24 protein-coding genes are annotated in these 24,155 nt (G+C 73.1%); 13 read left to right on the top strand and 11 right to left on the bottom strand.

Features of this window, described 5'->3' with window-relative positions; genetic code table 11:
* Positions 1-76: 76 nt before the first annotated feature.
* On the top strand, positions 77-1,234 hold the full coding sequence (locus ACYVK5_RS16185; protein ID WP_460706807.1) for a PQQ-dependent sugar dehydrogenase: 1,158 nt from the start codon (positions 77-79) through the stop codon (positions 1,232-1,234).
* Here the strand turns inward: ACYVK5_RS16185 and ACYVK5_RS16180 are convergent.
* Positions 1,170-2,096 carry a universal stress protein gene (locus tag ACYVK5_RS16180; RefSeq protein WP_460706805.1) on the bottom strand — a complete coding sequence of 309 codons (927 nt, stop codon included), beginning with the start codon at positions 2,094-2,096 and terminating at the stop codon, positions 1,170-1,172. The two genes, ACYVK5_RS16185 and ACYVK5_RS16180, sit on opposite strands and share 65 nt — an antisense overlap.
* A gap of 207 nt (positions 2,097-2,303) precedes the next feature.
* Between ACYVK5_RS16180 and ACYVK5_RS16175 the strand changes: the two genes are divergently transcribed.
* On the top strand, positions 2,304-2,813 hold the full coding sequence (locus ACYVK5_RS16175) for an O-acetyl-ADP-ribose deacetylase (RefSeq protein ID WP_460706803.1): 510 nt from the start codon (positions 2,304-2,306) through the stop codon (positions 2,811-2,813).
* A gap of 29 nt (positions 2,814-2,842) precedes the next feature.
* Here ACYVK5_RS16175 and ACYVK5_RS16170 read toward each other — a convergent pair whose 3' ends face one another.
* A complete protein-coding gene (locus tag ACYVK5_RS16170) occupies positions 2,843-3,820 on the bottom strand; it encodes a zinc-binding dehydrogenase (RefSeq protein ID WP_460706800.1) in 978 nt (325 codons plus the stop codon).
* On the bottom strand, positions 3,817-4,155 hold the full coding sequence (locus tag ACYVK5_RS16165; RefSeq protein WP_460706799.1) for a hypothetical protein: 339 nt from the start codon (positions 4,153-4,155) through the stop codon (positions 3,817-3,819). Before ACYVK5_RS16165 ends, ACYVK5_RS16170 begins: the two co-directional genes overlap by 4 nt.
* Before the next feature lie 114 nt (positions 4,156-4,269).
* Between ACYVK5_RS16165 and ACYVK5_RS16160 the strand changes: the two genes are divergently transcribed.
* The 6 genes from ACYVK5_RS16160 (at position 4,270) to ACYVK5_RS16135 (ending at position 10,026) form a co-directional block, all read left to right on the top strand.
* Positions 4,270-4,896 (top strand): TetR/AcrR family transcriptional regulator, encoded by a 627-nt coding sequence (locus ACYVK5_RS16160; RefSeq protein ID WP_460706797.1) that lies wholly within the window; start codon positions 4,270-4,272, stop codon positions 4,894-4,896.
* Between the two features lie 101 nt (positions 4,897-4,997).
* Positions 4,998-6,086, top strand: a complete 1,089-nt coding sequence (locus ACYVK5_RS16155; protein ID WP_460706795.1) for a class I SAM-dependent methyltransferase — start codon at positions 4,998-5,000, stop codon at positions 6,084-6,086.
* A gap of 145 nt (positions 6,087-6,231) precedes the next feature.
* Entirely contained in the window at positions 6,232-7,215 is a 984-nt protein-coding gene (locus ACYVK5_RS16150) for an ABC transporter substrate-binding protein (RefSeq protein WP_460706793.1), read from the top strand.
* Positions 7,212-8,204, top strand: a complete 993-nt coding sequence (locus ACYVK5_RS16145; protein ID WP_460706791.1) for a FecCD family ABC transporter permease — start codon at positions 7,212-7,214, stop codon at positions 8,202-8,204. The genes ACYVK5_RS16150 and ACYVK5_RS16145 overlap by 4 nt, the downstream gene beginning before the upstream one ends.
* Positions 8,201-9,211 (top strand): FecCD family ABC transporter permease, encoded by a 1,011-nt coding sequence (locus tag ACYVK5_RS16140; protein WP_460706789.1) that lies wholly within the window; start codon positions 8,201-8,203, stop codon positions 9,209-9,211. The genes ACYVK5_RS16145 and ACYVK5_RS16140 overlap by 4 nt, the downstream gene beginning before the upstream one ends.
* Positions 9,208-10,026, top strand: a complete 819-nt coding sequence (locus ACYVK5_RS16135; RefSeq protein WP_460706787.1) for an ABC transporter ATP-binding protein — start codon at positions 9,208-9,210, stop codon at positions 10,024-10,026. The genes ACYVK5_RS16140 and ACYVK5_RS16135 overlap by 4 nt, the downstream gene beginning before the upstream one ends.
* Before the next feature lie 103 nt (positions 10,027-10,129).
* Here ACYVK5_RS16135 and ACYVK5_RS16130 read toward each other — a convergent pair whose 3' ends face one another.
* Entirely contained in the window at positions 10,130-10,891 is a 762-nt protein-coding gene (locus ACYVK5_RS16130) for a glutamine amidotransferase-related protein (protein ID WP_460706785.1), read from the bottom strand.
* A 93-nt stretch (positions 10,892-10,984) separates the two neighbouring features.
* Here ACYVK5_RS16130 and ACYVK5_RS16125 point away from each other — a divergent pair, with 93 nt between their 5' ends.
* Complete coding sequence (locus tag ACYVK5_RS16125; RefSeq protein WP_460706783.1) at positions 10,985-11,842, top strand: LysR family transcriptional regulator; 858 nt, start codon at positions 10,985-10,987, stop codon at positions 11,840-11,842.
* Between the two features lie 6 nt (positions 11,843-11,848).
* Here ACYVK5_RS16125 and ACYVK5_RS16120 read toward each other — a convergent pair whose 3' ends face one another.
* On the bottom strand, positions 11,849-12,493 hold the full coding sequence (locus ACYVK5_RS16120; RefSeq protein ID WP_460706781.1) for a TetR/AcrR family transcriptional regulator: 645 nt from the start codon (positions 12,491-12,493) through the stop codon (positions 11,849-11,851).
* A gap of 125 nt (positions 12,494-12,618) precedes the next feature.
* On the opposite strand from ACYVK5_RS16120, the gene ACYVK5_RS16115 reads away from it, so the two are divergent.
* On the top strand, positions 12,619-13,629 hold the full coding sequence (locus tag ACYVK5_RS16115; protein ID WP_460706778.1) for an NADP-dependent oxidoreductase: 1,011 nt from the start codon (positions 12,619-12,621) through the stop codon (positions 13,627-13,629).
* A gap of 105 nt (positions 13,630-13,734) precedes the next feature.
* Here ACYVK5_RS16115 and ACYVK5_RS16110 read toward each other — a convergent pair whose 3' ends face one another.
* From ACYVK5_RS16110 to ACYVK5_RS16085, 6 genes are all read right to left on the bottom strand, one after another.
* Entirely contained in the window at positions 13,735-14,664 is a 930-nt protein-coding gene (locus tag ACYVK5_RS16110; RefSeq protein WP_460706776.1) for a GlxA family transcriptional regulator, read from the bottom strand.
* The gene (locus ACYVK5_RS16105; protein ID WP_460706774.1) at positions 14,661-15,218 is read right to left on the bottom strand and encodes an isochorismatase family protein; all 558 of its coding nucleotides are present in this window, start codon (positions 15,216-15,218) and stop codon (positions 14,661-14,663) included. The genes ACYVK5_RS16110 and ACYVK5_RS16105 overlap by 4 nt, the downstream gene beginning before the upstream one ends.
* 108 nt (positions 15,219-15,326) lie before the next feature.
* On the bottom strand, positions 15,327-16,682 hold the full coding sequence (locus ACYVK5_RS16100; protein WP_460706772.1) for a phosphoribosyltransferase family protein: 1,356 nt from the start codon (positions 16,680-16,682) through the stop codon (positions 15,327-15,329).
* Between the two features lie 88 nt (positions 16,683-16,770).
* Positions 16,771-17,172 carry a VOC family protein gene (locus tag ACYVK5_RS16095; protein WP_460706770.1) on the bottom strand — a complete coding sequence of 134 codons (402 nt, stop codon included), beginning with the start codon at positions 17,170-17,172 and terminating at the stop codon, positions 16,771-16,773.
* A 93-nt stretch (positions 17,173-17,265) separates the two neighbouring features.
* Positions 17,266-17,475, bottom strand: a complete 210-nt coding sequence (locus ACYVK5_RS16090; RefSeq protein ID WP_460706768.1) for a DUF3175 domain-containing protein — start codon at positions 17,473-17,475, stop codon at positions 17,266-17,268.
* Positions 17,476-17,493: 18 nt separating this feature from the next.
* A complete protein-coding gene (locus ACYVK5_RS16085; RefSeq protein WP_460706766.1) occupies positions 17,494-18,672 on the bottom strand; it encodes an epoxide hydrolase family protein in 1,179 nt (392 codons plus the stop codon).
* A gap of 103 nt (positions 18,673-18,775) precedes the next feature.
* On the opposite strand from ACYVK5_RS16085, the gene ACYVK5_RS16080 reads away from it, so the two are divergent.
* From ACYVK5_RS16080 to ACYVK5_RS16070, 3 genes are all read left to right on the top strand, one after another.
* Positions 18,776-19,351, top strand: a complete 576-nt coding sequence (locus ACYVK5_RS16080) for a CGNR zinc finger domain-containing protein (protein ID WP_460706764.1) — start codon at positions 18,776-18,778, stop codon at positions 19,349-19,351.
* A gap of 220 nt (positions 19,352-19,571) precedes the next feature.
* Positions 19,572-20,375 carry a hypothetical protein gene (locus ACYVK5_RS16075; RefSeq protein WP_460706762.1) on the top strand — a complete coding sequence of 268 codons (804 nt, stop codon included), beginning with the start codon at positions 19,572-19,574 and terminating at the stop codon, positions 20,373-20,375.
* 275 nt (positions 20,376-20,650) lie between these two features.
* Positions 20,651-24,052, top strand: coding sequence for a S8 family serine peptidase (locus ACYVK5_RS16070; RefSeq protein WP_460706760.1), 3,402 nt, complete (start codon positions 20,651-20,653; stop codon positions 24,050-24,052).
* Positions 24,053-24,155: the final 103 nt, after the last annotated feature.

The raw sequence follows: 24,155 nt of genomic DNA, 5'->3' as shown, positions 1-24,155 counted from the left end.
CTCCTCCGCCGTCGCCAGCAGCGCCTAGACTCGGCCACCGACCCGGCCACCGGCGACGACTTCCCCGAGGAGAACGATGACCGTCCCCCGGAAGACCCCCCTCGCACTCGTGCTCACCGCCGCCGTGGGCGTCGCGATCGCCGGCTGCGGGGTCACCGCACCGGACGGGGGCGCCACCCCCGCGACGCCGTCGGGCTCCACGACGTCGGCCGGCCCGCTAGAGGCGTCGGCCGGCGAGCCCCAGGCGGTGACGACCGGGCTCGCCGCCCCGTGGTCGGTCGCGTTCACGGGCACGACAGCGCTGATCAGCGAGCGCGACAGCGCCCGTGTGCTGGAGCTGCTCGACGACGGCGGCACACGGGTCGCCGGCACCGTCGAGGGCATCAGCCCCAACGGCGAAGGCGGCCTGCTCGGGCTCGCCGTCGACGACGAGGACCGCCTCTACGCCTACTCGACCGGCGCGGGCGGCAACCGCGTCCAGCGGTTCGCGCTCACGGGCGAGCCCGGTGCGCTCGGGCTCGGACCGGCCGAGACGATCCTCGACGGGATCCCGTCCGCGAACTTCCACAACGGCGGGCGCATCGCCTTCGGGCCGGACGGCATGCTCTACGTCACCACGGGCGACGCCGGGAACGCGGACGCCGCGCAGGACCGGGACAGCCTGGCCGGGAAGATCCTGCGCATGACGCCCGACGGCGACGTCCCCGGCGACAACCCCTTCGACGGGTCGCTGGTCCACTCCTACGGCCACCGCAACCCGCAGGGCATCGCCTGGGCGGAGGACGGGACGATGTTCTCGTCCGAGTTCGGGCAGAACACGTGGGACGAGCTGAACGTCATCACGCCCGGCGGCAACTACGGCTGGCCGGTCGTCGAGGGCATCGCCGACGACGACCGGTACGTCGACCCGGTGCAGCAGTGGGATCCCGCCGTCGCGAGCCCGAGCGGTATCACGATCGCGGACGGCACGATCTTCGTCGCCAACCTGCGCGGCTCGGTGCTCCGCGCGGTACCGGTCGCCGAGCCGTCCGGGTCCGCCGAGTACTACGCGGGAGAGTACGGGCGGCTCCGCGACGTCACGGTGTCACCCGACGGCGGCCTGTGGTTCCTGACGAACAACACGGACGGCCGCGGCAGCCCCGGGCCCGACGACGACCGTCTCCTCGAGGTCAGGACGCCCCGGCCCGCACGACGGCGACGGGACGGCGCGCGTGGGAGAGCACGTCGCGGCTGACCGATCCCAGCAGCGCCGCCCGGAAGTCGCCACGGCCGCGCGTTCCGACGACGGTGAGCGCGGCGTCGCGCGCCAGCTCGACGAGCAGGTCGCTCGAGTGGCCTTCCACGACCCGCACACCGAAGTCGGGTTCGCCCCCCACCTCCTGCGCGGCGTGCGCGACCATCTGGCGAACCATCGACTCGGCGCGGACCTCCGCCTGGACGTGCTGCCGGCCGGCCTCGACGGCGACGTCCGTGTGGCCGGGGTCGAAGAACGGGAGGGTCGGCGCCTGTGCGCGATAGGCGTGCACCGCGACGATCCTGGCGGACCGCAGGTTCGCCTCGCGCAGCGCGAACCGCAGGGCGGCGTCGCTGTGCTCCGATCCGTCGACCCCGACGACGATCGACCCGTCGTCCGGGGGTACCTCGTCCGGCGACGGCACCACGACCGTCGGGCAGGCGGCGTGTATGACGACGTGGCCGCTCACGGAGCCCAGCGCGATGGCCGCGGCGGTGCCGAGTCCTCGCGTTCCCACGACGAGGAGCGCCGCATCCTCCTTCGCTGCCTGCAGCAGTGCCTCGATCGGCGGACGGAGGTCGAGCCGGGTCTCCACCCGCACGTCGGGTGCCCGCTCGGCCACCTGCCGCCGGGCGTCGGCGAGGACGCCCTCGCCCGTGAGGCGGAGGTCGTCCAGCGCGGGCACGACGGTCGGGGCGCCGTCGGGCCCCACCCTGACGGGCGTGTGGAGGCCGTACAGGACGTGCAGGTCCGCCTCCCTGACCTGGGCCTCGGTCGCGGCCCAGTCGAGAGCGACGCTGCTGTCCGGGGAACCGTCGACGCCGACGACGACGACGTGGCCGTTGCCGATGTGACCGATCATGTCGGTCTCCGTTCACTGGTGCGGTCGGGTGGTTGTCAGTCCTGCCAGGTAATCACGGGACGCGCCGTTCCGCCGACCTGCACGACCTCCCTGGTCCGCGGCATATCCGTTGCACCAGCCTGCGATGGCAGGAGTGCGATCTGGGCGAATCGCCGGTCGGCCGGTGTTCATCCCGGTGATGCGTCGCCGGCCTGGGACAATCGTTCCGTGACCACGATCCGGGCCGTCCGCGGTGACATCACCGAGCAGCATGCCGACGCCGTCGTGAACGCGGCGAACCGCGCGATGCGGGGCGGTGGCGGGGTCGACGGCGCGATCCATCGCGCGGGCGGGCCGGAGGTGCTCGCCGACTGCCGCCGGCGGTTCCCGGACGGGCTGCCGACGGGCGACTCCGGCTGGACCACCGCGGGAGACCTGCCGGCGCGCTGGGTGATCCACACGGTGGGGCCGAACTGGAACCGCGGCGAGCGCGACCCGGAGCTCCTCGTGTCGTGCTACCGGCGCGTCCTGGAGACGGCCGACGAGCTGGGCGCGAGCACGCTCGCGGTCCCGCTCGTCAGCGCCGGCAGCTACGGCTGGCCGCTCGACGACGCCGTCCGTATCGCCGTCGAGACCCTCGCCACGACGCCGTCGCGGGTCGGGGACATCGCGGTCGTCGCGTTCGGCGAGGAGTTGCACCGCAAGGTCGAGCGGCAGCTGACCCGAACTCGCGGCTGAATCTCCACGAGGACGCGTCCGCCCGTCGCTCAGGGCGTGAGCAGGAGCTTGCCGCGGACGGTGCGGTCCTCCAGCGCGCGGTGGGCGTCGGCGGCACGGTCCAGGGAGAACGTGCCGGCCGCCAGTGGCCGGAGGTCACCGGTGGCGAGGTGGCGCAGGAGCGTGGCGAGGTCGTCGCGCACCTGGTCCGGCGCGCGGCGCGCCGCGGCGCTCAGCCGGTAGGTCCGGACCCGCCTGCCGTCCGGCAGTGCCGACCAGCCGATGATCCGTGCCGCGTGACGCAGCAGGTCCCGTCGGCCCGACCCCGCCGAGAACCCGAAGGACACGAGCAGACCGCCGTCGGACAGCGCCCGCATCGAGCGGGTCAGGCCGTCGCCGCCGATCGAGTCGAGGACGACGTCGGGTGTGATCTCCCGGAGACCGGCCGGCGTGTCCTCGACGTACTCCGCGCCGAACGACCTGACGACGTCCCGGCCGCTCGCCGAGGCGCTTCCGAACGTGACCGCGCCCGCCCGCGCAGCGACGTCGAGCAGCGCCGTTCCCACGCCGCCGGAGGCGCCGCGGACGAGGACCCGGTCCCCCGGTCCGACGCCGGCCACCCGGTGCAGCAGCTGGTACGCCGTGACGTAGTTCAGCGGCAGGCACGCCGCCGCGTGCAGGTCGACCCCGTCCGGGACGGGGACCAGGCGGCTCACCGGTACGACGGCGTGGCTGGTGTAGCCGCCGGCCAGCACGAGGGCGACCACCCGCCTGCCGACCCACTCGGGCGGCACCCCGGCGCCGACCTCCTCCACGCGCCCCGCGACGTCCCAGCCCGGCACGAACGGCGGCCTCGGTCCGCGGGGGTACCGCCCGGAACGCATCAGGGCGTCGGCCCGCGCCACGCCCGACGCCTGCACCCGCACCCGCGCCTGCCCCGGCCTGGGCCGGGGCGCCGGGCCCGCGCGTAGGCGCAGCACGGAGGGATCGCCGAAGTGTTCGACGACGACGCTCCGGCGGACGGTCATCCTGCGGTGGGGGCGGGTCGCGACCGGGCGACCAGCGCGGCGAGGACCACGGCCGCGACCGCCCCGAGCAGGCTCGCGGCGCCGAGCCGGCCGTCGACCGCGTAGGACGCGACGGACGTCATGAGCACACCCGCGGTCAGCCCGAACGCGAACAGCAGGGCGCGGCCCGCCCAGCGCGACGGCGTGAGCGCGGCGGCCAGGAGTGTGGCGCACAGGATGAGGTCGGGGACCAGGAACAGGTTGTCCGGTCGCCACGAGTCGTGGATGAACAGGAAGGCGAAGGTGGCGCCGCTCAGGACGAGCGCCGCCACCCTGCCGGCCGTGATGATGCGCATTTCGGTCTCCTTCGGTCGAGTGTCTACAGCGTAGACACACGGGTGTGCCGGTGTCTACGTCGTAGACTTGGCGGGTTCGTCAGAAGCGCGAGTTCGTCAGAAGTTGGGAGCCACATGGCCAGGTCCGGACGCCTCACGCCCGCGATGATCGCGGCCGCCGCGCTGCGGCTCGGCGACCGCGAGGGCGCCGAGGCGATGTCGATGCGCCGCATCGCGGCGGACCTCGAGTGCGACCCGATGGCGCTGTACCGCCACTTCGCCCATCGCGAGGCGCTGCTGGACGCCGTCGCCGACGCCGCGCTCGCCGACGCACAGGATCCCGGCCCGTCGACGCCGTGGGACGAGCGGGTACGCGCGATCACCTTCGCGATCCGCTCCGCGGCGCTGCGCCACCCCGGCATCGCCGCGCACGTCGCCGCGCGCCCGCCGCTCGGCGAGAACGGCAGACGGCTCGGCGCCGGGCTGTTCGCCGCCCTGGCCGAGGCGGGCCTGCCCCCGGCCGACGTCGTACGGTCCTCGCAGGCACTCATCGCCTACCTCGCGGCGGCCCTCGCGATGAACGTGCGGGCCGGCAGCCGCGACGCCCGCTGGGAGCAGGCCAGCCAGGCGATCGCCGGCCTTCCGGACCGGCCTCCGGGTGAGGAGATGTTCGCCGTCGGCTCCGAGGAGCAGTTCGAGTACGGACTCAGGCTCCTGATCAACGGAATCCGCGCCGAGGCCGCGACGTCGGGTTCGCACTGACGGCTGCGGTCCGCGAGGTCCACGTCATCTGAACTCGCGCAGAAGGCTCCTTCGGCTGTGAGAATGAACGGAGCAGCTCATCGACGAGCAAGGAGTGACCGATGGCCGAGAACGGAACCACGGATCCCCGGGAGGCTCTGGCCGAGCGGCTCATCGAGGATGTGACTCGCTCCCTGGAGACCGTCAGCGTCCACCTGGGCCTCGAGCTCGGGCTCTACCGAGCACTCGCGGACCTCGGCGCGGCGACTCCGGGCAAGGTGTCGGACACCACGAACATCGACCGGCGCTACGCCCGCGAGTGGCTCGAACAGCAGGCTGCCGCCGGGTACATCGAGTGCGAGGACCCCACGGCGCCCGCCGACGAGCGCCGCTACCTGCTGCCCGAGGGCCATGCCGAGGTGCTGCTCGACGGCGACAGCCTCTTCCACGCCGCACCCGGTGTGATGATGTTCGGCGGCGTCGTCGACGTGATGCGCCGCCTGCCACAGGCGTACCGCACCGGCGAGGGCGTGCCCTACTCCGAATACGGTGAGGACATCCGCCGCGGGATCGCCGCCTTCAACCGCCCGCAGTACCTGCATGAACTGCCGAACTGGCTCACGTCCGTCCCCGGCCTCGACGCGCGACTGCGGGCCGCCGAGAAGCCGCGCCTGCTCGACCTGGGATGCGGCATCGGGCAGGCGGCGCTCGCGCTGGCACGCGCCTATCCGGACGCGAGCGTCCTCGGCGTCGACCTCGACGACGACTCGGTGACCGAGGCCCGCCACGCAGCCACCGCGGCCCAGCTGGACGACCGGGTGCGCTTCACTGCCGCGGACGCCGCCTCGCTGGCCGCCGACGGACCGTTCGACCTGATCACGATGTTCGAGACGTTGCACGACATGGGCGACCCGGTCGGCGCCCTGCGCACCGCCCGCTCCCTGCTGGCCGCGGGAGGCGAGGTGCTCGTCGGTGACGAGCGCGTCGCCGACAAGTTCACCGCGCCCGCCGATCTGCTCGAGCGCTTCCAGTTCGGATGGTCGGTCACCCATTGCCTCCCGGCCACGCTCGCCGAGGACCCCGTCGAGGCCAACGGCACGATTCTGCGCGCGCCGACCGTGGCCAGGTGGGCCGACGCGGCCGGATTCAGATCGTTCGAGGTCGCGCCGATCGAGAACGACTTCTGGCGCTTCTACCGCATGAGGGACTGACCGATCGCGCACCCGCCGTCAAGGGCCTCGAGGAGTGACCAACAACGCAGCCGCACCGGCGCCCGGAGTGCGATCTGCGGCGGTTTCGGCACCGAAGGGAGGTTAGCCTTACCTACCGAAACCCCCTTGATCGATTCGGAGAACCATGCGACTCGCCCGCCTCGGCGCCCTGACGTCCAGTGCCGCCGCCCTTGCCCTCGTCCTGTCCGCCTGTGGTGGCGCCACCGAGGGCGCCGAGACCGACGAGGGAACCGCGACGACCACCGTCGAGCACGCGATGGGCTCCACGGATGTCCCCTGCACCCCCGAGAAGGTCGTCACCCTCGGGCAGGGCCAGACCGACACGGTGCTGGCCCTCGGCGTGACTCCCGTCGGCGTCGTCCAGCCCTGGACGGAGGACTGGTACGACTACCTGCCCGACGAGGTCGAGGACGCGACCGTGCTCGGTACGGAGCTCGAACCCGATCTCGAGGCCATCGCCGCGCTCCAGCCGGACGTCATCCTCGGCTCCAAGCTGCGCCACGAGGCCCTGTACGACCAGCTCTCCCAGATCGCGCCGACCGTGTTCTCCGAGACCATCGGCGTGGCCTGGAAGGACAACGTCTCCCTGTGGGCCGAGGCGCTCTGCCGTGAGGACGAGGGCGAGCAGATCCTCGCCGACTACGAGTCGCATGCCCAGGAGATCTCGGACGGCCTGGACGCCGCCGGCCTCGGCGACACCGAGGCGTCGATGGTCCGCTTCATGCCCGACCAGGTCCGGATCTACCTCACCGGCTTCCCGGGCACCGTGATGCGCGACGCCGGCCTGGAACGCCCCGAGGCTCAGCGCGTCGAGGACTGGGAGGCCTCCGAGCAGCTCATCGAGATCTCGGAGGAGCGCATCCCCGAGATGGACGGCGACGTCATCTTCGTCATGGTCTCCGAGAAGTGGTATGCCGCCAGCGGCAGCCAGGAGACCGAGGAGGTCATGGACCAGTGGACCTCTACCGAGCTGTGGCAGCAGCTCTCGGCGGTCGAGAACGACAACGTCCGCGAGGTCAACGAGAGCGTCTGGAACCTCGGCGGCGGCATCGGCGCCGCGAACGCCATGCTCGATGACCTCGAGGAATACTTCCTGGGACAGGAATGACCCGCACCCGCCGCCTCGCGGTGATCGCGGGGATCGTGCTCGCGCTGGCCGCCGCCCTGGCGGCCAGCGTCGCGGTCGGGTCGGTCGCCCTCCCGCTCCGGGACGTCGTCGACGCGCTGTCCGGGGCGGACAGCGCCCAGTCTCACCTGATCGTGCGGGACCTGCGCGTTCCGCGCACCGCGGCCGGGCTGATCGCCGGGGCGTGCCTCGGCGTCTCCGGCGTGCTGCTGCAGGGCGCGACCCGCAACCCGCTCGCCTCGCCGGCGCTGCTGGGCATCACCGCCGGGGCCGGGTTCGGCGTCGTGACCACCGTGGCCCTGCTCGGCCTCCCCGCCGGGCACGGCGTCTGGGCGGCGTTCCTCGGCGGCGGCGCCGGATTCGGCATCGCGCTGGTGCTGGCGAGCTCGGGGCGCGACGGCCTGTCCCCGGTACGCCTGGCGCTGTCGGGGGCGATCGTCTCGACCATGCTGTCGTCATGGACCACCGCGATCCTCACGCTCAACGAGTTCGCCGCCGAGGAGGTCCGCGACTGGCTGGCCGGGTCCCTCGCCGGGCGCGACGTCACCGTCATCGGCCCGCTGCTGCCCCTCGTCGCGGTGGCCCTGGTCGCCGCCTGGTTCCTCGCCCGGCCTCTCGACGCGCTCGCCCTCGGCGACGAGGCCGCCGTCGGGCTCGGCCAGCACCCCGGCAGGGTGCGCCTGGCCGCGGGCATCGCCGCGCTGCTGCTGGCGGCCGTCGCGGTCGCCGTCGCGGGGCCGATCGCGTTCATCGGCCTGGCCGTCCCGCACATCGCCCGCTCCCTCGTCGGCGGCGGACACCGCCTCCTGCTGGTCGTCTCGCTCCTGCTGGGGCCGGTGATGCTGCTGGCCGCGGACGTGCTGGGGCGCATCATCGCCAAGCCGGGCGAGGTCCAGGCCGGTGTCATCACCGCCGTCATCGGCGCGCCGATCCTGATCCGCATCGTCATGAAGCGGAGGGTCGCCGCATGACACCTGCCACAGCCGTCCTCGCACGACGCCGTGTCCGCGGCCTCGCCGCCGTCGTCGTGCTTCTGGCGCTGACCGCGCTCCTCGCCGCCCGGGCGCTCACCCTCGGCTCCAGCGATCTCACGATTCCCCAGGTCATCGCGGCGGCCCTGGGGCTGGGCGAGAGCGGCCAGGTCTTCGTCGTCCAGCAGCTGCGCCTGCCGCGAGTCCTGTCGGCCCTGCTGGTCGGCGCGGCCCTCGGCGCCTCCGGAACCCTGCTGCAGGGGCTCATGCGCAACCCGCTGGCCTCGCCCGACGTCGTCGGCGTGACCGGCGGTGCGAGCCTGGCCGCCGTCCTCGCCATCGGCGCGGCCGTCCCGCCGCTGGGCCTGCCGGTCGCCGCAGCGGCCGGAGCCGGGGCCGTCACCGGCCTGCTGTACCTGCTCGGCGGGCGCGGCACGACGGCGGGCAGCCGCCTGGTGCTGATCGGCATCGGCGTCCACTCCGTCGCCGCCGCCGGGGTCTCGCTCGTCATGTCCCGGCTCCCGTCCGGGCGGCTCGGCGCCGCCGAGGTCTGGCTCGCCGGCAGCCTGCACGCCCGCAGCTGGGCCCACGTCACCGCCGCCGCGATCGGCCTCGTCGTCGCACTCCCGGTCGCGTACTGGCTGCTGCGCCGCCTGTCGCTGCTCGAACTCGGCGACGACCTCGCCATCGGCACGGGCGTCCACGTGCGGCACACCCGCGCGGCCCTGCTGGTCAGCTCCGCCGTGCTGGCGGGGATCGCGGTCGCCGTCGCCGGGCCGATCGCGTTCGTCGCGCTCGGCGCGCCGCACATCGCCCGCCGCGTCGTCGGGCCCACCCGGGCGGCCACCCTCACGGCCGCCGTCCTCATCGGCGCTCTGCTGGTGCTCGGCGCCGACATCATCGGCCAGCGCCTGTTCGCGCCGACCTCCCTGGCGGCCGGCGTCGTCACCGCCGCGCTCGGCGCCCCCTACCTGCTATGGCTGCTCCACCGGACAGGAAGACGATGAGCCAGATCCGACCACCCCGGCTGCGCGCCGACCACCTGACCGTCGCCTACGGCTCCCGCCCCGTCCTCGACGGCATCGACCTCGACGTCCCCGACCGGGCGGTCACCGCCATCGTCGGCCCCAACGGCTGCGGCAAGTCCACCCTGCTGCGCGCGATGGGGCGCGTCCTCGCACCCCGCGCCGGGGCCGTCCTGCTCGACGGCGAACCCGTCCACCGGCGATCGACCCGGGCGCTCGCCCACGACCTCGGCCTGCTCCCCCAGACCAACGCGGTCCCCGAGCAGTTGACGGTCGCCGACCTGGTCGCCCGGGGCCGCTACCCCCACCGGGGCGCGTTCGGCCGCTGGACCAGGGCCGACCGAGACGCCGTCGACGAGGCGCTGGAGGCCACCGGCATGCGCGAACTCGCCGACCGGGAGGTCGACGAGCTCTCCGGCGGGCAGCGCCAGCGGGCCTGGATCGCGATGACCCTCGCCCAGCAGACACCCATCCTGCTGCTGGACGAGCCCACCACCTACCTCGACCTCGCCCACCGCCTCGAGGTCCTGCGGCTGTTGCGGACCCTCAACGCCGAACGCGGCGTCACCGTCGTCATGGTCCTGCACGACCTCCACGAGGCGGCTCGCTACGCCGACCATCTCATCGCCATGCGCGACGGCGAAGTCGTCGCCCACGGCCACCCGCGCGAGGTCGTCACCGCCGAGCTGGTCGAAGACGTCTTCGGCGTCGCCTGCGCCGTCACCCCCGACCCGGTGAGCGGGGCGCCGCTCGTGATCCCGCTGGAACCGGTCAGTGCCCTGGAGACCAGGGCCTGACCTCTTGTCGGGGGGGCAAGCATCGTCACCGGGACGACGTCGACCCCGTCCGGGGCCGACCGCATTGCCGCCATGCGCGCCCACCACGCCACCCGGCCCGTGCTCAGCGAGCCACGAGGCCGCTGCGAGGCAGCCGAGGCTGTGCGCGACAAGGACCGTTCCCAGTTCCACCGCTCGCACGGCCCGCCCGTTCGCGGGCCGCCGTGACGAACGCGTCGATCACCGGATGCGGCTGCGCGTCCGCAAGCTCGGGCTGGAAGGCGGTGCCCAGCCAGAACGCGTCCCCCGGCAGCTCGACCACGCGGGGCTCGCCCTCGGGGCTCGTCCCGGACACGACCAGCCCGGCCGCGACCAGAGGCGCGGCGTCGGCGGCGGTCAGTCCGAAGGAGCAGTGGAAGCGCTCGAAGCTCCGCTCGCCCAGGACTACCGCGGCCCGGCTGCCCGGGACGACGTCGACCTGCCCGCTGTGGCCCTTCATCGAGCACGCCAGCTCGGTGATGAGCGCGGTCGACGCCGGGCCGTCCTCCCCCGCGCCGGAGCTCTCCGCGTGCCGCGCCCGGATCCCGACGACGTCGCGCGCGAACTCCAGGACCATGTGCTGATAGCCGCCGCACGTGCCGAGCAGCGGCGTCCCGGCCACGCGGGCCGCCCGGATGACGTCGACGACCCCGTCCTCGTCCGCGTACGGGGATCCGGGGACCACCCAGAGGCCGTCGAACGCGGTCGCGTCGTCGGGCACGAGGTGTTCGGTGGGGAGCCAGTGCAGGTCCACGTCGTCGTACGCGGAGGCGATCCGCGGGATCTGCTCGTGCGCGCGGACCGCCGTCGAACGGTCCCCGACCAGGGCGATGCGTGTGGGGTTCATGCACCCATGCTGCGGTCGGGCCGCGCATCACGTCCAACGATGATCGACGATCGGCCGATCGCTATTCCTTATAGGCCGGGGGATACTGCTCGCGTGGATACCCGCGCCCTGCTCAGCCTGGTCACCGTCGCCGAGACCGGGTCGTTCTCCCGGGCGGCCGCGAGCCTGGGCTTCACCCAGTCGGCCGTCTCCCAGCACGTCGCCGGCCTGGAGAAGACCGCCGGCACCCCGCTCCTCACCCGCCGGCCGGCGGTCGCCCCCACGCCCGCCGGCCGGGAGTTCCTGCGGCACGCCCGGCAGATCCTCGCGCACGAGCGGGCCGCGCAGGCGGCGGTCGCGCGGCTGACCGGGCGCGACGCCGACCGGCCCGTGTCCGTGAGCGTCACCCCCGCCACGGAGCACCTCGTCCCGGTGACCGGCCCGCTGGCCGCCGTCGTCGTGCACGACGCCGACGCCGCGGCCGCCGCTCTCACCTCCGGCGGCACGGACGTCGCCGTCGTCGACGGGATCGCCGCGCCGCGCGACCCATTGCCCGGCTCCGGCGCGGACGTCGTGGTCCGGCTCGTGGCCGAGGCACCCGTTGGGGTACTCCTGCCCGTCGATCATCCGCTCGCGGGGCGGGCGGGGCTCGACCTGGCGACTCTCACCGACGCCCGGTGGCTCGACACGACCAGCACCCGCTGCGCGACGTCGGGCCTCGCGGCCGCGGCCCGGATCCGCCTGCGCCGCGGCGCCGCCTACTCCGGGAGCTCGGCGGAGACGGTGGCGGCGCTCGTCCGCGCGGGCCACGGGCTGCACGCCGCGCCGGCGACCGGCGCCGCGCCCGACGGCCTCGCCGTCGTCCCGCTCGCGGAACCCCGGCTCGTCCACCGGATCGAGGTACGCACCCACACCCCGGCCCGCCCGGCCGTACTCGCGCTGGCCGACGCCGTCAGTCCGCCCACGGGTTGAGGTCCATCAGAGCTCGGCAGTGCGAGCGGTCAGCCCCAGACGCTCGGGCTCGAAGTCGATCTCGTCGCTCAGCGCGTCCTCGATCAGTTCGTCCGCTGTCGTCAGGCTTCTCGCGGCCTCGGCGGGCGCGATCCGGACCAGCGCGAACGCGGCCACGACCAGGCCCGTGACCGTATCGGCGAGCCGGGCGCGGTCCCTGTCCGGCGCGCCGGGGAGGCGCGCGTCGACGCCGCGGGCGACCGCGGCCCGGAGCTCGGCCCGGTAGTCGTCGATGACCTGGGCGACCTGCGCGTCGTGCGCGATGGGGGCGCCGGCCGTGTTGATGAGCAGGCAGCCGTTCGCCGCGGGCAGCGACTCGACGCGCGCGAACGCCTGCCCCAGCCCGTGGAGGTACTCGGTGATCGCGCCGGGCGCGACCACCTCGGCCTGCAGCGGCCGCAGCCGCGGACGGATCACCTCGTCCAGGTAGCTCTGCACGACGACGTCGAACAGACCGCGCTTCGAGCCGAACGTGTTGTAGATGCTCGACCGGCTCAGGCCCGTGGCCTCCTCGAGCGCGGGTACGGACGTGGCCTCGTACCCGTGCTCCCAGAACAGTGATCGCGCCGCGCGCACGGCGGCGTCGCGCTCGAACGCCGGGGTCCTGGCCATACCCGTGACCTCCTGTGACGACGACGGCTTTCTGTAACGACCCGTCCAGTATATATTGGAAGGGTCGTTACAGAAAACCTCCCGCCTCGACCAGAGACCCCGACAGAAAGCGACCCGGAACCACCATGACCGAGTTCACCAGCACGCAGATCCAGCTCGCCGCCCGCCCGGACGGCTGGCCGACCGTGGACGACTTCCGCACCGTCGAGGTTGTCCACGGCGACCTCGAGCCCGGCCAGGTGCGCGTGCGCAACGAGTTCGTCTCCGTCGACCCGTACATGCGCGGCCGGATGCGCGACGTGCGCAGCTACGTGGCGCCGTACGCGCTCCGCGAGACCATCACCGGCGGCGCCGTCGGCCGGGTCGTCGAGTCCGCGACGCCCGACGTGCCCGTCGGCGCGATCGTCCTGCACCAGCACGGCTGGACCGACACCGTGCAGGCCGACGCCGCCACGTTCCGCGTGCTGCCCGAGCTCCCCGGCGTGCCCCTCTCGCTGTACCTGCACGTCCTCGGCATGACGGGCCTGACCGCCTACGTGGGGCTGACCACCATCGCCAGGATGCGCGAGGGCGACACGGTCTTCGTCTCGGGCGCCGCCGGTGCCGTGGGAACCGCCGCGGGCCAGATCGCCAAGCTGCTCGGGGCGAAGCGCGTGATCGGCTCCGCCGGCTCCCCCGAGAAGGTGCGGCTGCTCACCGAGAAGTACGGGTACGACGCCGCGTTCGACTACAAGGACGGCGACGTCCGGGGTCAGCTCGCCGCCGCCGCGCCCGAGGGCATCGACGTGTACTTCGACAACGTCGGCGGCGACCACCTGGAGGCCGCGCTCGCCGCCTTCAACGACGGCGGCCGCGCCGCCCTCTGCGGGGCGATCTCCGCCTACAACGCCACGGGCCCGGTTCCCGGCCCGGGCAACCTGGCCAACGTCATCACCCGCGGGCTCACCCTCAAGGGCTTCACCCTGGCCGCCTACCTGCACCTCGCGCCGGAGTTCCAGGAGAAGATGACCGGCTGGTTCGCCGCCGGGAAGATCGCCTACGACGAGACGATCGTCGACGGCATCGAGAACACCGTCGACGCGTTCCTCGCCATGATGCGCGGCGCCAACACCGGGAAGATGCTCGTCCGCGTCTGATGCGGTCGGCCGGACGTCGAGTGATCGGCCGGACGTCGGATGATCGGCCGCCCGGGGAGCCGATCATCCGACAACGAGCCGACCGCAGATCGCCTGGCCCCAGGCCTACGACGCCGCCTCGCTCCGGAGCCGGCGGAGCATCCTCGGGTCTTGGAACCCGACCGTGTGGGCCGCCGACTCGACGGTGGCGCCGTGGCCGATGAGGTGCTCGGCGCGTTCGCGCCGCAGAAGCTGCTGGTAGCGCAGCGGCGTCAGCCCGGTGGCGCGGGTGAACAGCCTGGTCAGGGTCCGCTCGGCGACGCCGGCGTGGGCGGCCAGGTCGGTGAGCGGGAGGGTCCGCGCGAAGTGCGCGTCGATGTGGTCCTGGACGCGGTGGACCGTGTCGTCGACGTGCGAGCGGTGCCGCAGCATCACGCCGGCCTGTGGCTCGGTACCGTTCCGGCGGGCGTAGACCACCATCTCCCGGGCCACCCGGGCAGCGAGTGCCGGGCCGTGCCGCATGGCGAGCAGGTGCAGCGAGAGGTCGATGCCGCTGGCGATGCCGGCGGAGGTGACCACGCCGTCGTCGGTGGTGAACAGGACGTCCCGCACCACGCGGGCCCGCGGATGCCGGACGGCGAGGTCGTCCTGGACGGCGTGGTGGGTGGTACAGCGGCGCCCGTCGAGGAGCCCGGCCTGGCCGAGCGCGTCCGACCCCGCGCACACGCTGGCGACCGTGCCGCCCGCCGCGTGGTGCGCGGCGAGCCGCTCCCGCATCGGCTCGCTCAGGCGGGGCCAGGCGGCCGGGTCGTTCCCCACGCGCCAGCCGGGGACGACGACGAGGTCGTCCGGGCCCAGATCCGGCCAGCGGGCACCCGCGACCAGCGGCAGGCCCTGCGCCGAGGCGACCACTCCGGCGTCGGGCCCGGGGGATCCCGAGACGTAGTGCAGGTCGTAGCGGTGGCCGAAGTCCCCGGCCGTGAAGAACGCCTGCGCGGGGCCCGCCAGGTCAAGCAGGTGGACCCCGGGCAGGAGAAGGAAGACGACGGTGGTCACCTGGCCGATGCTGCCACTTCCGTCTCCGCCTCCAGCTCCCCGACGGTGGCGATGCGCGCGAAGCGGTCGCGGAGCACCGCCTCGGTGCGTTCGAGGATGTCGGCGGCGCTGAACGGCCCGAGCGGGTCGGTGCTGGTCGCGTCGCTGACGAACGTCATGTCGTAGCCCAGGTCGGAGCCGACGCGCGTGGTGGTCTCCACGCACTGCTCGGCCCGGATGCCGCAGACGCGCAGCTCGGTCACGCCGTGGGTGGTGAGGATCTGCTGCAGGTTGGTCGTGGTGAAGGCGTTGTGCGAGGTCTTGCGCAGCACCGGCTCGCCGGGCAGGGGCTCGCTCAGCTCCTCGAACAGCCGCACGTGACCGGACTCGGGGTCGAACGCGTTGCCCGTCCCCGGTTCTGTGTGCAGCACCCACACCACGAGGTCGCCCGCCGCGCGGGCCAGGGCGACGAGCCGGTTGACCGGCTCCGCGACGCCCGGGTTGAGCGTGTGGGCCCACAGCGGGCGGGTCCGGAAGGACTCCTGGACGTCGATGACGATCAGCGCTCGGTTCATGGCCCCAGTCTGCGCCGTGGCGACCCGCCCGCGGGAGGCCCGATCAGGTCGCGAGGCGGACGGATCCGGTCAGCTCCGGGCGCTCGGGTCCGACGCCGGTGCCGTGGTTCAGAGCCAGTAGTCGCGGCCGGCGACATCGACGCCGGGCACCCTGGGCACGAGATGCCGGGCGAACCAGGCACAGGCGAACTCGGCGACCTGGGCGAGCGCGCCCGTCTCCTCGAACAGATGGGTAGCGTCGGGCACGACGGAGAGCTCGCACTCGCCGCGCATCTCGGCCTGGGCGCGGCGGTTGAGGTCGAGGACGAGATGGTCGCGTCCGCCCACGATCAGCAGCGTCGGGGCATCGACCAGGGCGAGGCGGGGCTCGGCCAGGTCCGGCCTGCCTCCGCGGGACACCACGGCCCGGACGTCTACGCCCGGGACGGAGGCCGCCCACAGCGCCGCGCCCGCACCGGTGCTGGCTCCGAAGTAGCCGATTGGAAGTCCGGCTGCGTCCGCCTGGGTACGCAGCGACAGGGTGACCTCGACCAGCCTGCGGGCGAGGAGCTCGATGTCGAAGACACTGGCGCGTTCGAGTTCCTCGTGCGGAGTGAGCAGGTCGAACAGGAGCGTGCCCAGCCCGGCCTCGTGGAGCTTGGCGGCGACGTAGCGGTTGCGCGGACTGTGCCGGCTGCTCCCGCTGCCGTGCGCGAACACCACGAGGCCGACCGGCTTCTCCGGAATGGTGAGGTGCCCCGCCAGCGGCACCTGATCCGCCAGGACGTGCACGTCCTCGTCGATCTGCGGCGGGTCGTCGTCGTCCGCCGTGGCCGACGCCGGGACCCGCCGCCTGGCCCGATCGAGCAGTTCGGCGACGTCACTGTCGGGCGTCTGCCGGAAGTCGCGGTACCACTGGCCGACGGCCATGAACCTGACCGGCTGCGACAGGCACACGACCTCGTCGGCATCGCGGTGCAGCGAGCGGACGGCCTCGGTCGCCCCGACCGGCACCGCGAGGATCACGCGGCGCGCGCCCTGGGCCCGGGCCACCTGGCAGGCCGCCCGGGCGGTCGCGCCGGTCGCCATCCCGTCGTCGACGATCAGCGCGACCCGGTCCTCCAGGGAGATCCGCTCACGCTCGCCGCGGAACCGCTCCACGCGGCGCGACAGCTCGGCGCGCTCGGCGTCCTCGAGCTCGGCGAGGTCCTCGCTGCGCAAGCCCGCGTGCCGCCAGACGTCGTCGTTGAGCACCAGGACGCCGCCCTCGCCGACCGAGCCCAGGGCGAACTCGGGCTGGTAGGGCACGCCCAGCTTGCGCACGACGATCACGTCCAGCGGTGCGTCCAGGGCCCTCGCGACCTCGAAAGCGACGGGAACGCCGCCGCGCGGCAACCCGAGAACCACGACGTCGTCGTCGCGCAGGCGCTCCAGGCGCCGGGCCAGCCGGCGCCCCGCGTCGATGCGATCGTCGAACAGCGTCATGTCGTACCCTCCAGGCCAGCCTATCGCTGACCCGTCCGGGGGCCGAGGGGTCGACGGCCGGAGCCGGCCGACAGAGCTCGACAGAGCGTCAGGTCCACACCGGCTTGCCGTCACGCCAGACCACGCCGCGGTTGCGGCACAGGCAGAACGGGTGCCCGACGGGGTCGGTGTAGACCTGCCAGCCGTAGCCCTCGGGGCCGATGAAGTCCTTCTGCAGCGTCGCGCCCAGCGCGACGATCCGGCGCTGTTCGGGCTCGAACTCGTCGACCTCGAAGTCGAGGTGGTACTGCTTGGGGTGCTCGTCGCTGGGCCAGACCGGTGGGCGGAAGTTCTCGACCCGCTGGAAGGCCAGTTCGATGTCGCCGACGATGATGCCGGCCCAGTGGTCGTCGCTGTCCTTCTTCATCTCACGCCCCGTGACCTCGGCGTAGAAGGCGGCCAGTCGCATCGGGTCCGGGCAGTCGATGATGAAATCGGTGAGTCTCAGCACCGGACGATCTTGACATGGATCGGGACGTGGCCGAAGCGTTTTCCGGGCCGGCGCCGCGCGTCAGCGGGCCTCGCGCCGTGAGGCCGCGGGCGCTCAGGCTCGCTCGAACTGCTTGCGCAGTTCGTCCTTGGCGCGCTCGAGCACCTTCTTCTGGTCGGCGCTCAGCTCCTTGCCGGCGCGGTTGACGTAGAAGGTGAGCATCGACATCGCCGAGCGGTACGGCGAGCTCTTGCGCCGGTCGCTCGCCTCCGCGGAGCGCTTGAGCGACGCGGCGATGCGCGCCGGGATACCGCGCGCGAACACCGACGACGGCGTGACCGACTACCCGCCGGCGGCCAGCACGGCCGCCAGACCCTCTCGCAGGTCGTCGACGAAGAACTCGGGAACTTCCAGTGCCGGGAAGTGTCCCCCGGCTTCGGGCGACGTCCATCGGACGATCTGCCGGTACCGCTCCTGCGCCCAGGGGCGCGGACACTTCTCGACGTCGCGGGGATACATGGTGAGCGCTGCCGGGACGTCGACCCGGAGCTCAGGGTCGAGCGAGTTGTGGCTCTCGTAGTAGATGCGGGCCGCCGAGGCGCCTGTCCGCGTCAGCCAGTACAGGGTGACGTCGTCGAGGATGCGGTCCCTGGAGATCCTCTCGAACGGGCTGTCGTCGGTGTCCGACCACTCCGCGAACTTGTCGAGGATCCAGGCGAGCAGCCCGACCGGCGAGTCGACCAGCGAGTAGCCGATGGTCTGCGGCCGGGTCGCCTGCTGCTTCGCGTACGCCGCGCGGTGATGCCAGAAGTCGCGGGTCTCCTCGGCCCACGTGCGCTCGGTCGCGGTCAGCCCGTCCGTCGTCGACCCCGGCAAGCCTTCCGCGAACGTGGTGTGGATGCCGAGAACACGTTCCGGGAACCTGCCGGCGAGGACCGTGGTGATGTTGCCTCCCCAGTCGCCGCCGTGGGCCAGGAACCTGCCGTAGCCGAGCCGCCCCATGAGTTCCGCCCAGGCGGCCGCGATCTTCTCGGTTCCCCACCCGGTGGTGGCCGGCTTGTCGCTGTAGCCAAAACCTGGCAGCGACGGGACGACGACGTGGAACGCCGGCGTGTCCGCGTCTGTCGGACCTGCCAGCTCGTCGACGACATCGATGAACCGGACGATGCTGTCCGGCCAGCCGTGCGTCACGATCAGCGGGGTGGCGTCCGCGCGGGGCGACCGGCGGTGCAGGAAGTGGATTCCCAGACCGTCGATGGTCGTGCGGAACTGGCCGATCTCGTCGAGGCGCGCTTCGAACGACCGCCAGTCGTACCCGGTGCGCCAGTAGTTCACGACGTCCACGAGGTCGGCGAGCGGAACGCCCTGATCCCATCGGCGAGGGCCGGGCGCGGACCCGAAGACCGTCTCGGGTTCCGGAAGCCGGGCCGCGGCCAGCCGCGCGCGCAGGTCGTCGAGGTCGGCGTCGGGCGCGTGGGCTTCGAAGGCTTGCACGTCGCCGGCTCGGCGGTTCGTGGACATGGGACCTCCTGGTCATCGGTGAACCGGCCCGCCATCCACTGGAACCGGCTATGACGGTTCTAACAGACCTCGGCGCCGGCGCGCAACCAGCTATGGTGGTTCCATGCGCGACCCGTTCCCCGACTTCCGTCTCGGCAAGGTGCTGGCGACCGGCTTCACGGCGACCCTGACGGAGCGTCGTGGCGACGCCGTGGAACGCATTCCGACGCCACAGCGACTCGTCGACTGGCTGGCGGTGAGCGGCCTCGCGGTGGAGTCCTGCACCCCCGCCCAGCTCGAACGCGCCCGCGAGCTGAGGGAGTCGATTCACGCCGCGGCGACGGCGGCAGCACGCCAAGATCCCCTCCCCGCGCCTGCCGTCTCCGTCATCAACGACTGCAGCACTCACGGCCGGGCAGCGGCCATCCTGACGCCCGAGGGCGAGCGGCACTGGCGACTGAGCTCGGCGTCCGCCGTGCAGGACGCCATGGGCGTGATCGCCGCCGACGCGATCAGCATCATCTCCGGCGAACGAGATGGCAGGCTGGCCTTGTGTGCGTCACCCACCTGCCAGGCAGCCTTCTTCGACACCAGCCGGAGCCGCACCCGCAGATGGTGCGACATGAACACGTGCGGGAACCGTGAGAAGAAGGCGCGCTTCAACGCCCACAGGCACGAAAGCGCCGCACCGGCACGGTAGTCGCCGACGAGCCGATCGAGCGCCCAGGCGTGCGGCTGGTCCGCCGGGGCAACGGCGCTGCGCCCCGGGGGAGTTCGGACCGACTTCTCGCCGGCGGATGCCGGACCACCTGCCCGCCGCTAATGTCCGAGTCATGGACACTGACGGTCGTTCGTTCGGCACTGTGCGGCCGCATTCGGCCACGCCGCCTGATCGGCAGGGCTCGACGCAGACCCGCGACATGGCGGTAGTCGCGGGCTACGTCCTGATCGGTATCGGCCTGGTCCTCCTCGAACCCGGCGAGCTGAGCGCGCTCGCAGACCTGACGTGGGCTGGGTGGGCAGTTGCCGTGTGCACCTCAGCTGGAGTGATCTGGAGCTATGGCGCCCGCCGATGGGCTGAGCTTCCCGCCGACGTGCGGGACGTTCGCCGCGCGGCCAAGAGCTGGCCGGCCCTTCTCCTCGGGACCGCGAGCCTGGTCATGGCCGGATGGATCGTGTTCGACCTCATCGGGAGCCGCAACTGGGTCGGTCCGGCGCTCACGCTCGTCGCCTACTGTGGAATGGTCCCCGCCGTGGGCGTGGTCGACGCGGTGCGTCGCAGCCCGCCGGACGGGGCAGCTCCGGCAGGAACGCAGCTCGCGCGACTGATTGACAGTCGCCGGATCGTTCGCGGAGTGCTGGCAGGCGCGGGAGCTCAGGTCGCGCTCATCACGATAGCCCTCGGTGCCCACCTGAACCGGACCGACCCGGCCGACGGATGGGACCTAAGGGTCCTGGCAACGGGGCTTGCCGGTACCGTCGCCGTCGCTGTGGTCATCGCACCGACGACGGCGGCACTCAACCAAAGGGCCCGAGAGCTCGCCGACTGCCTCTACCCGATCGAGGGACTCGATCAGGCCGCCGACATCGCCGAGGCCCTGGGCCGGCGCAAGGGCCTCGACCAGGCCACGGGAGACCTGGGAATCGTTGGTGAACTGGAGCGCGCCGTCGTGATCCTCACACCGTTGATCGCCGGCGCGACGAGCGCGTGGATCGGTTCCTGACCGAGCCATCCGGTCCATGGGGCTCTGACGGAGCGTCGAGCAGCCATTGCGACGTTCTCAGGCTCGGCCGGGGCGTTCGCCGCCGTCCCATCGACCGCCACTGCAATCGCTGATCCCGGATCGCCCATGATCCCCCGCCCCGACCGATCCCGCAGGTCACGCAACCTCCCGGCAGGTCTCCTGCGTCTGGTTGGCATGGCGTCGCACGGGCGGCGCGCTCGAAACCGGACGGGAGAGACCCGATGCGCAGGAGAGCAAGTGCAGCGGCGGTCGCGATGGCGATCGCACTGGGCGGGGGGACGTGGGCGACCGCGGCCGTCCCGAAGGACACACCGGCACCACAGCTCGAACAGCGGCGGGCGGCGGGCGCGACGCAGGATCGTCCCGCGTCCGTCACGCTGCTGACGGGCGACGTCGTCACCGTGCGGACCGCGGCCGACGGCTCGGTCGCGGCGACGGTGCAGCCCGGCCCCGGCCGCGAACACATGGCCTTCTTCCAGCAGCGTGAGGGGGACCATCTCTACGTCATCCCGCGCGACGTCGCGCAGCTCGTGCCCGGCCGCCTGGACCGCGCGCTGTTCGACGTGACCGGCCTGGTCGAGGCCGGGTACGACGACGCCTCGCGCGACACGTTGCCCGTGATCGTCCAGACCGCGGCGGCCACCGCGGCGACGGCCGAGGGTGCCACGGCCGCCGTCGGCGCGGCCACGTCCGGCTCCCCGGACGACCGAGCCCGCGTCGCGGCACCGGCCGAGCACGACTGGGCGGCGTCGGGCATCACACCCGACGTGGAACTGGAGTCGGTGGGCGCCGTGGCCGACGTCCTGCCGAAGGGCCGGGCGGCGAAGCTGCTCGACGCCCTCGTGCCGGCCGGGACGCCGGCCGGGACGGACGCCTCCACTCTGCGTGCCGCGGCCCCCGACGGCGTCGGGTACGTCTGGCTGGACCAGCCGGTCCGGGCGTCGGACGCGGACTCGACGCCGCAGATCGGCGCCCCCGAGGCCTGGGAGGCGGGGTTCACGGGGGAGGGCGTCACGGTCGCCGTGCTCGACTCGGGCATCGATGCGACGCACCCCGACCTCGACGACGTGGTGGCCGGCGAGCGGGACTTCACCGGCAAGGGCGACGTGACCGACGGCCACGGCCACGGCACGCACGTCGCCTCGATCCTGACGGGGTCGGGTGAAGCGTCGGACGGCGCGAACCGGGGCGTCGCCCCGGACGCCGACCTGCTGGTCGGCAAGGTCCTGGACGACTACGGCTACGGCGAGCTGTCGGGCGTCATCGACGGCATGGAGTGGGCGGCCGCGGAGGGCGCCGACGTCGTGAACCTGTCGCTGGGCAGCCTGTTCTTCGACGTCCCGTCCCCGGACGCCGTCGCGGTGGACGAGCTGACCGAGCAGTACGGCACGCTGTTCGTCGTGGCCGCGGGCAACGACGGCGACCTCGGCCAGGGCACGGTGGGCTCCCCCGGCATCGCGGCGTCGGCCCTCACGGTGGGCGCCGTCGACGACGCCGACACCGTCACGCCCTACTCCAGCCGCGGCGGCGCCGACGCCGGCCTGCTCAAGCCCGACGTCGTCGCGCCGGGCGACGGGATCGTCGCCGCGCGTGCCACGGGGACCTCGGAGGGCGACGTCGTCGACGACCTGCACGTCGCGCTGAGCGGCACCTCCATGGCGGCCCCGCACGTCGCGGGCGCAGCCGCCCTGCTCAAGCAGGCCCGCCCCGGCCTCGACGCGACCGCCCTCAAGTCGACCCTGATGGGATCGGCCGAACCCACGGGCGCGGACGTCTGGTCCGAGGGCGCGGGACGGATCACCGTCCCGGGCGCCATCGCGCAGCAGGTCACCGCCACGCCGTCGGTCTCGTTCGGCACCTTCACCTGGCCGCACGACGGCGAGTCGGCCTCCCGCACCGTCACCTGGACGAACACGGGGTCAGACGACGTCACGCTCGCCCTGACCACCGGCGTCACCGACTCCGAGGGCGACTCGGCGGCCGACGCGATCACCCTGTCGGCAGACTCCGTCGTCGTCCCGGCCGGCGGGACGGCGTCGGTCGACGTGACCGTGGCCGACGGGCCGGGCGCCATCGGCGCGATCGGCGGGACGCTCGTCGCGACCGGGACGGACGGCACCACGGTGCGTACGCCGGTCGGCTGGGCGAAGGAGCGCGAGTACGTGGACCTGACGGTGCGTGCCGTCGACCGCGACGGGGCGCCCGTCGCCGCGGACACGTGGGGCGCCGCGATCAAGCTGGACCCCGAGAACGGCGAGGTCTTCGGCACGAACCTCAACTTCGAGGACGGCGTCGCCACGGCGCGCGTCCTCCCCGGCGTGTACAGCCCGATGGCGTACATCGAGACGTTCGGTGAGGACGGCGAGGTCACCGACGCGCTGTTCCTGTCGAGCGGGGAGGTCGACGCGACCTCCGACGCGGAGGTACTCCTGGACGGGACGACGGCCGAGGAGATCACCACCTCGACACACCGTCCCGCAGAACTGGCTTCCCTGGGCCTTTCCGTCGAGACCGAGGACTCGCTGGAGTTCGCCTACGCGTCGGTCAACGTGAAGTACGGGCCGGGAACGGACCTCGCGCTGACCCCGGTGCCGGCGGCAACCCACGGCGACTACGACACGATCCTCCAGGCGACGCTGCTGGCGCCGACCACGGGAGACGAGGCGGCCGCCTACCGCTACGACCTCGCCCACCACAGCGAGGGCGTCGAGGTGCCGGCGCTGCGGGGCGACCGCCGCACGACGGTCGCCGTCGACACCACCTACGGCGCGTCGGTCGGCGACACCCACCTCGCGGAGCGCATGTACTGGGAGCCGGGCACCATCATCGCCGGCGGAGCCGTCGAGACGGTCCCCGTCGGCACGCGGCGCACCGAGTACCTGACAGCGGCGCCGGGCGCGTGGTACCTCAGGTCCGAGATCCAGGAGGACGGCGTGGGCGTGGTGCTCGCCGAGGCCGAGACACACACCTGGAGCGAACCGGGCCGCGCCCGGCAGGGGCTCGCCGCGGGCGTGCTGGCCTCGGGGATCTCCCCGATCACGCCGGTCATGCAGTGGGGTGGCGATCTCTGGCTCACCCCGTCGGGCCGGGTCGACGACGACGGCGGCGTGCTGTGGGGCTCGGACATCGTGGAACGCCTGCGCGTCTGGCAGGACGGCGAACTGATCGAGGACGCCCCGGAGCCCTATGCGTTCCCGACCGTCCCCGAGGGCGGGGCGGACTACCGGATGCTGCTCGAGAGCACACCGGACGACCCCGCCTACCGGCTCGCCACGAGCGTGACCGGCGAGTGGACGTTCCACGCGCGTCCCGACGTCGCCGACGACGCCCGCCCGCCGCTGCTCGACACCACGTGGGACGTGCGCGGGCTCGACCCGTCAGGCTCCGCACCCGGGACCACGTGGGTACGGGTCCGTGCGGACCACCAGGACGGCGCGTACGACACGTCGGAGGTCGAGGGCGCCCGCCTGTGGTGGTCGGCCGACGACGGCGACACCTGGCGCCGGGCGAAGGCGATGAGGATCGGTGACGGCACCTACGCCGCACTGGTCCGGGCACCCGCCGGTACCGAGCACGTCTCGCTCAAGGTCGAGGCGTGGGACGCGGCGGACGCGACCGTGACCAAGACGGTCGTCCGGGCGTACGCCGTCGACTGACCGGGAACCGGCAATGCCGGACGCCCAGGCCACGCAAGCGCCTGGGCGTCCGGCCCGATGCCGCGAAGATCGGCGCGGCGCCCTCGACTACGCCTCACTCAAT

Source organism: Myceligenerans halotolerans, assembly GCF_054782975.1.
Note: the sequence above shows the minus strand (reverse complement) of the source record. Positions and strands in the feature narration are given on the sequence as shown.

What these genes read in the sequence shown, in the direction of transcription:
- ACYVK5_RS16130 (WP_460706785.1), bottom strand. Translation starts at nt 10,891, where the DNA reads ATGAACCCCACACGCATCGCCCTGGTCGGGGACCGTTCGACGGCGGTC.
- ACYVK5_RS16165 (WP_460706799.1), bottom strand. Translation starts at nt 4,155, where the DNA reads ATGCGCATCATCACGGCCGGCAGGGTGGCGGCGCTCGTCCTGAGCGGC.
- ACYVK5_RS16150 (WP_460706793.1), top strand. Translation starts at nt 6,232, where the DNA reads ATGCGACTCGCCCGCCTCGGCGCCCTGACGTCCAGTGCCGCCGCCCTT.
- ACYVK5_RS16100 (WP_460706772.1), bottom strand. Translation starts at nt 16,682, where the DNA reads ATGACGCTGTTCGACGATCGCATCGACGCGGGGCGCCGGCTGGCCCGG.
- ACYVK5_RS16170 (WP_460706800.1), bottom strand. Translation starts at nt 3,820, where the DNA reads ATGACCGTCCGCCGGAGCGTCGTCGTCGAACACTTCGGCGATCCCTCC.
- ACYVK5_RS16115 (WP_460706778.1), top strand. Translation starts at nt 12,619, where the DNA reads ATGACCGAGTTCACCAGCACGCAGATCCAGCTCGCCGCCCGCCCGGAC.
- ACYVK5_RS16080 (WP_460706764.1), top strand. Translation starts at nt 18,776, where the DNA reads ATGCGCGACCCGTTCCCCGACTTCCGTCTCGGCAAGGTGCTGGCGACC.
- ACYVK5_RS16105 (WP_460706774.1), bottom strand. Translation starts at nt 15,218, where the DNA reads ATGAACCGAGCGCTGATCGTCATCGACGTCCAGGAGTCCTTCCGGACC.
- ACYVK5_RS16120 (WP_460706781.1), bottom strand. Translation starts at nt 12,493, where the DNA reads ATGGCCAGGACCCCGGCGTTCGAGCGCGACGCCGCCGTGCGCGCGGCG.
- ACYVK5_RS16135 (WP_460706787.1), top strand. Translation starts at nt 9,208, where the DNA reads ATGAGCCAGATCCGACCACCCCGGCTGCGCGCCGACCACCTGACCGTC.
- ACYVK5_RS16085 (WP_460706766.1), bottom strand. Translation starts at nt 18,672, where the DNA reads ATGTCCACGAACCGCCGAGCCGGCGACGTGCAAGCCTTCGAAGCCCAC.
- ACYVK5_RS16155 (WP_460706795.1), top strand. Translation starts at nt 4,998, where the DNA reads ATGGCCGAGAACGGAACCACGGATCCCCGGGAGGCTCTGGCCGAGCGG.
- ACYVK5_RS16070 (WP_460706760.1), top strand. Translation starts at nt 20,651, where the DNA reads ATGGCGATCGCACTGGGCGGGGGGACGTGGGCGACCGCGGCCGTCCCG.
- ACYVK5_RS16075 (WP_460706762.1), top strand. Translation starts at nt 19,572, where the DNA reads ATGGCGGTAGTCGCGGGCTACGTCCTGATCGGTATCGGCCTGGTCCTC.
- ACYVK5_RS16140 (WP_460706789.1), top strand. Translation starts at nt 8,201, where the DNA reads ATGACACCTGCCACAGCCGTCCTCGCACGACGCCGTGTCCGCGGCCTC.
- ACYVK5_RS16160 (WP_460706797.1), top strand. Translation starts at nt 4,270, where the DNA reads ATGGCCAGGTCCGGACGCCTCACGCCCGCGATGATCGCGGCCGCCGCG.
- ACYVK5_RS16180 (WP_460706805.1), bottom strand. Translation starts at nt 2,096, where the DNA reads ATGATCGGTCACATCGGCAACGGCCACGTCGTCGTCGTCGGCGTCGAC.
- ACYVK5_RS16145 (WP_460706791.1), top strand. Translation starts at nt 7,212, where the DNA reads ATGACCCGCACCCGCCGCCTCGCGGTGATCGCGGGGATCGTGCTCGCG.
- ACYVK5_RS16185 (WP_460706807.1), top strand. Translation starts at nt 77, where the DNA reads ATGACCGTCCCCCGGAAGACCCCCCTCGCACTCGTGCTCACCGCCGCC.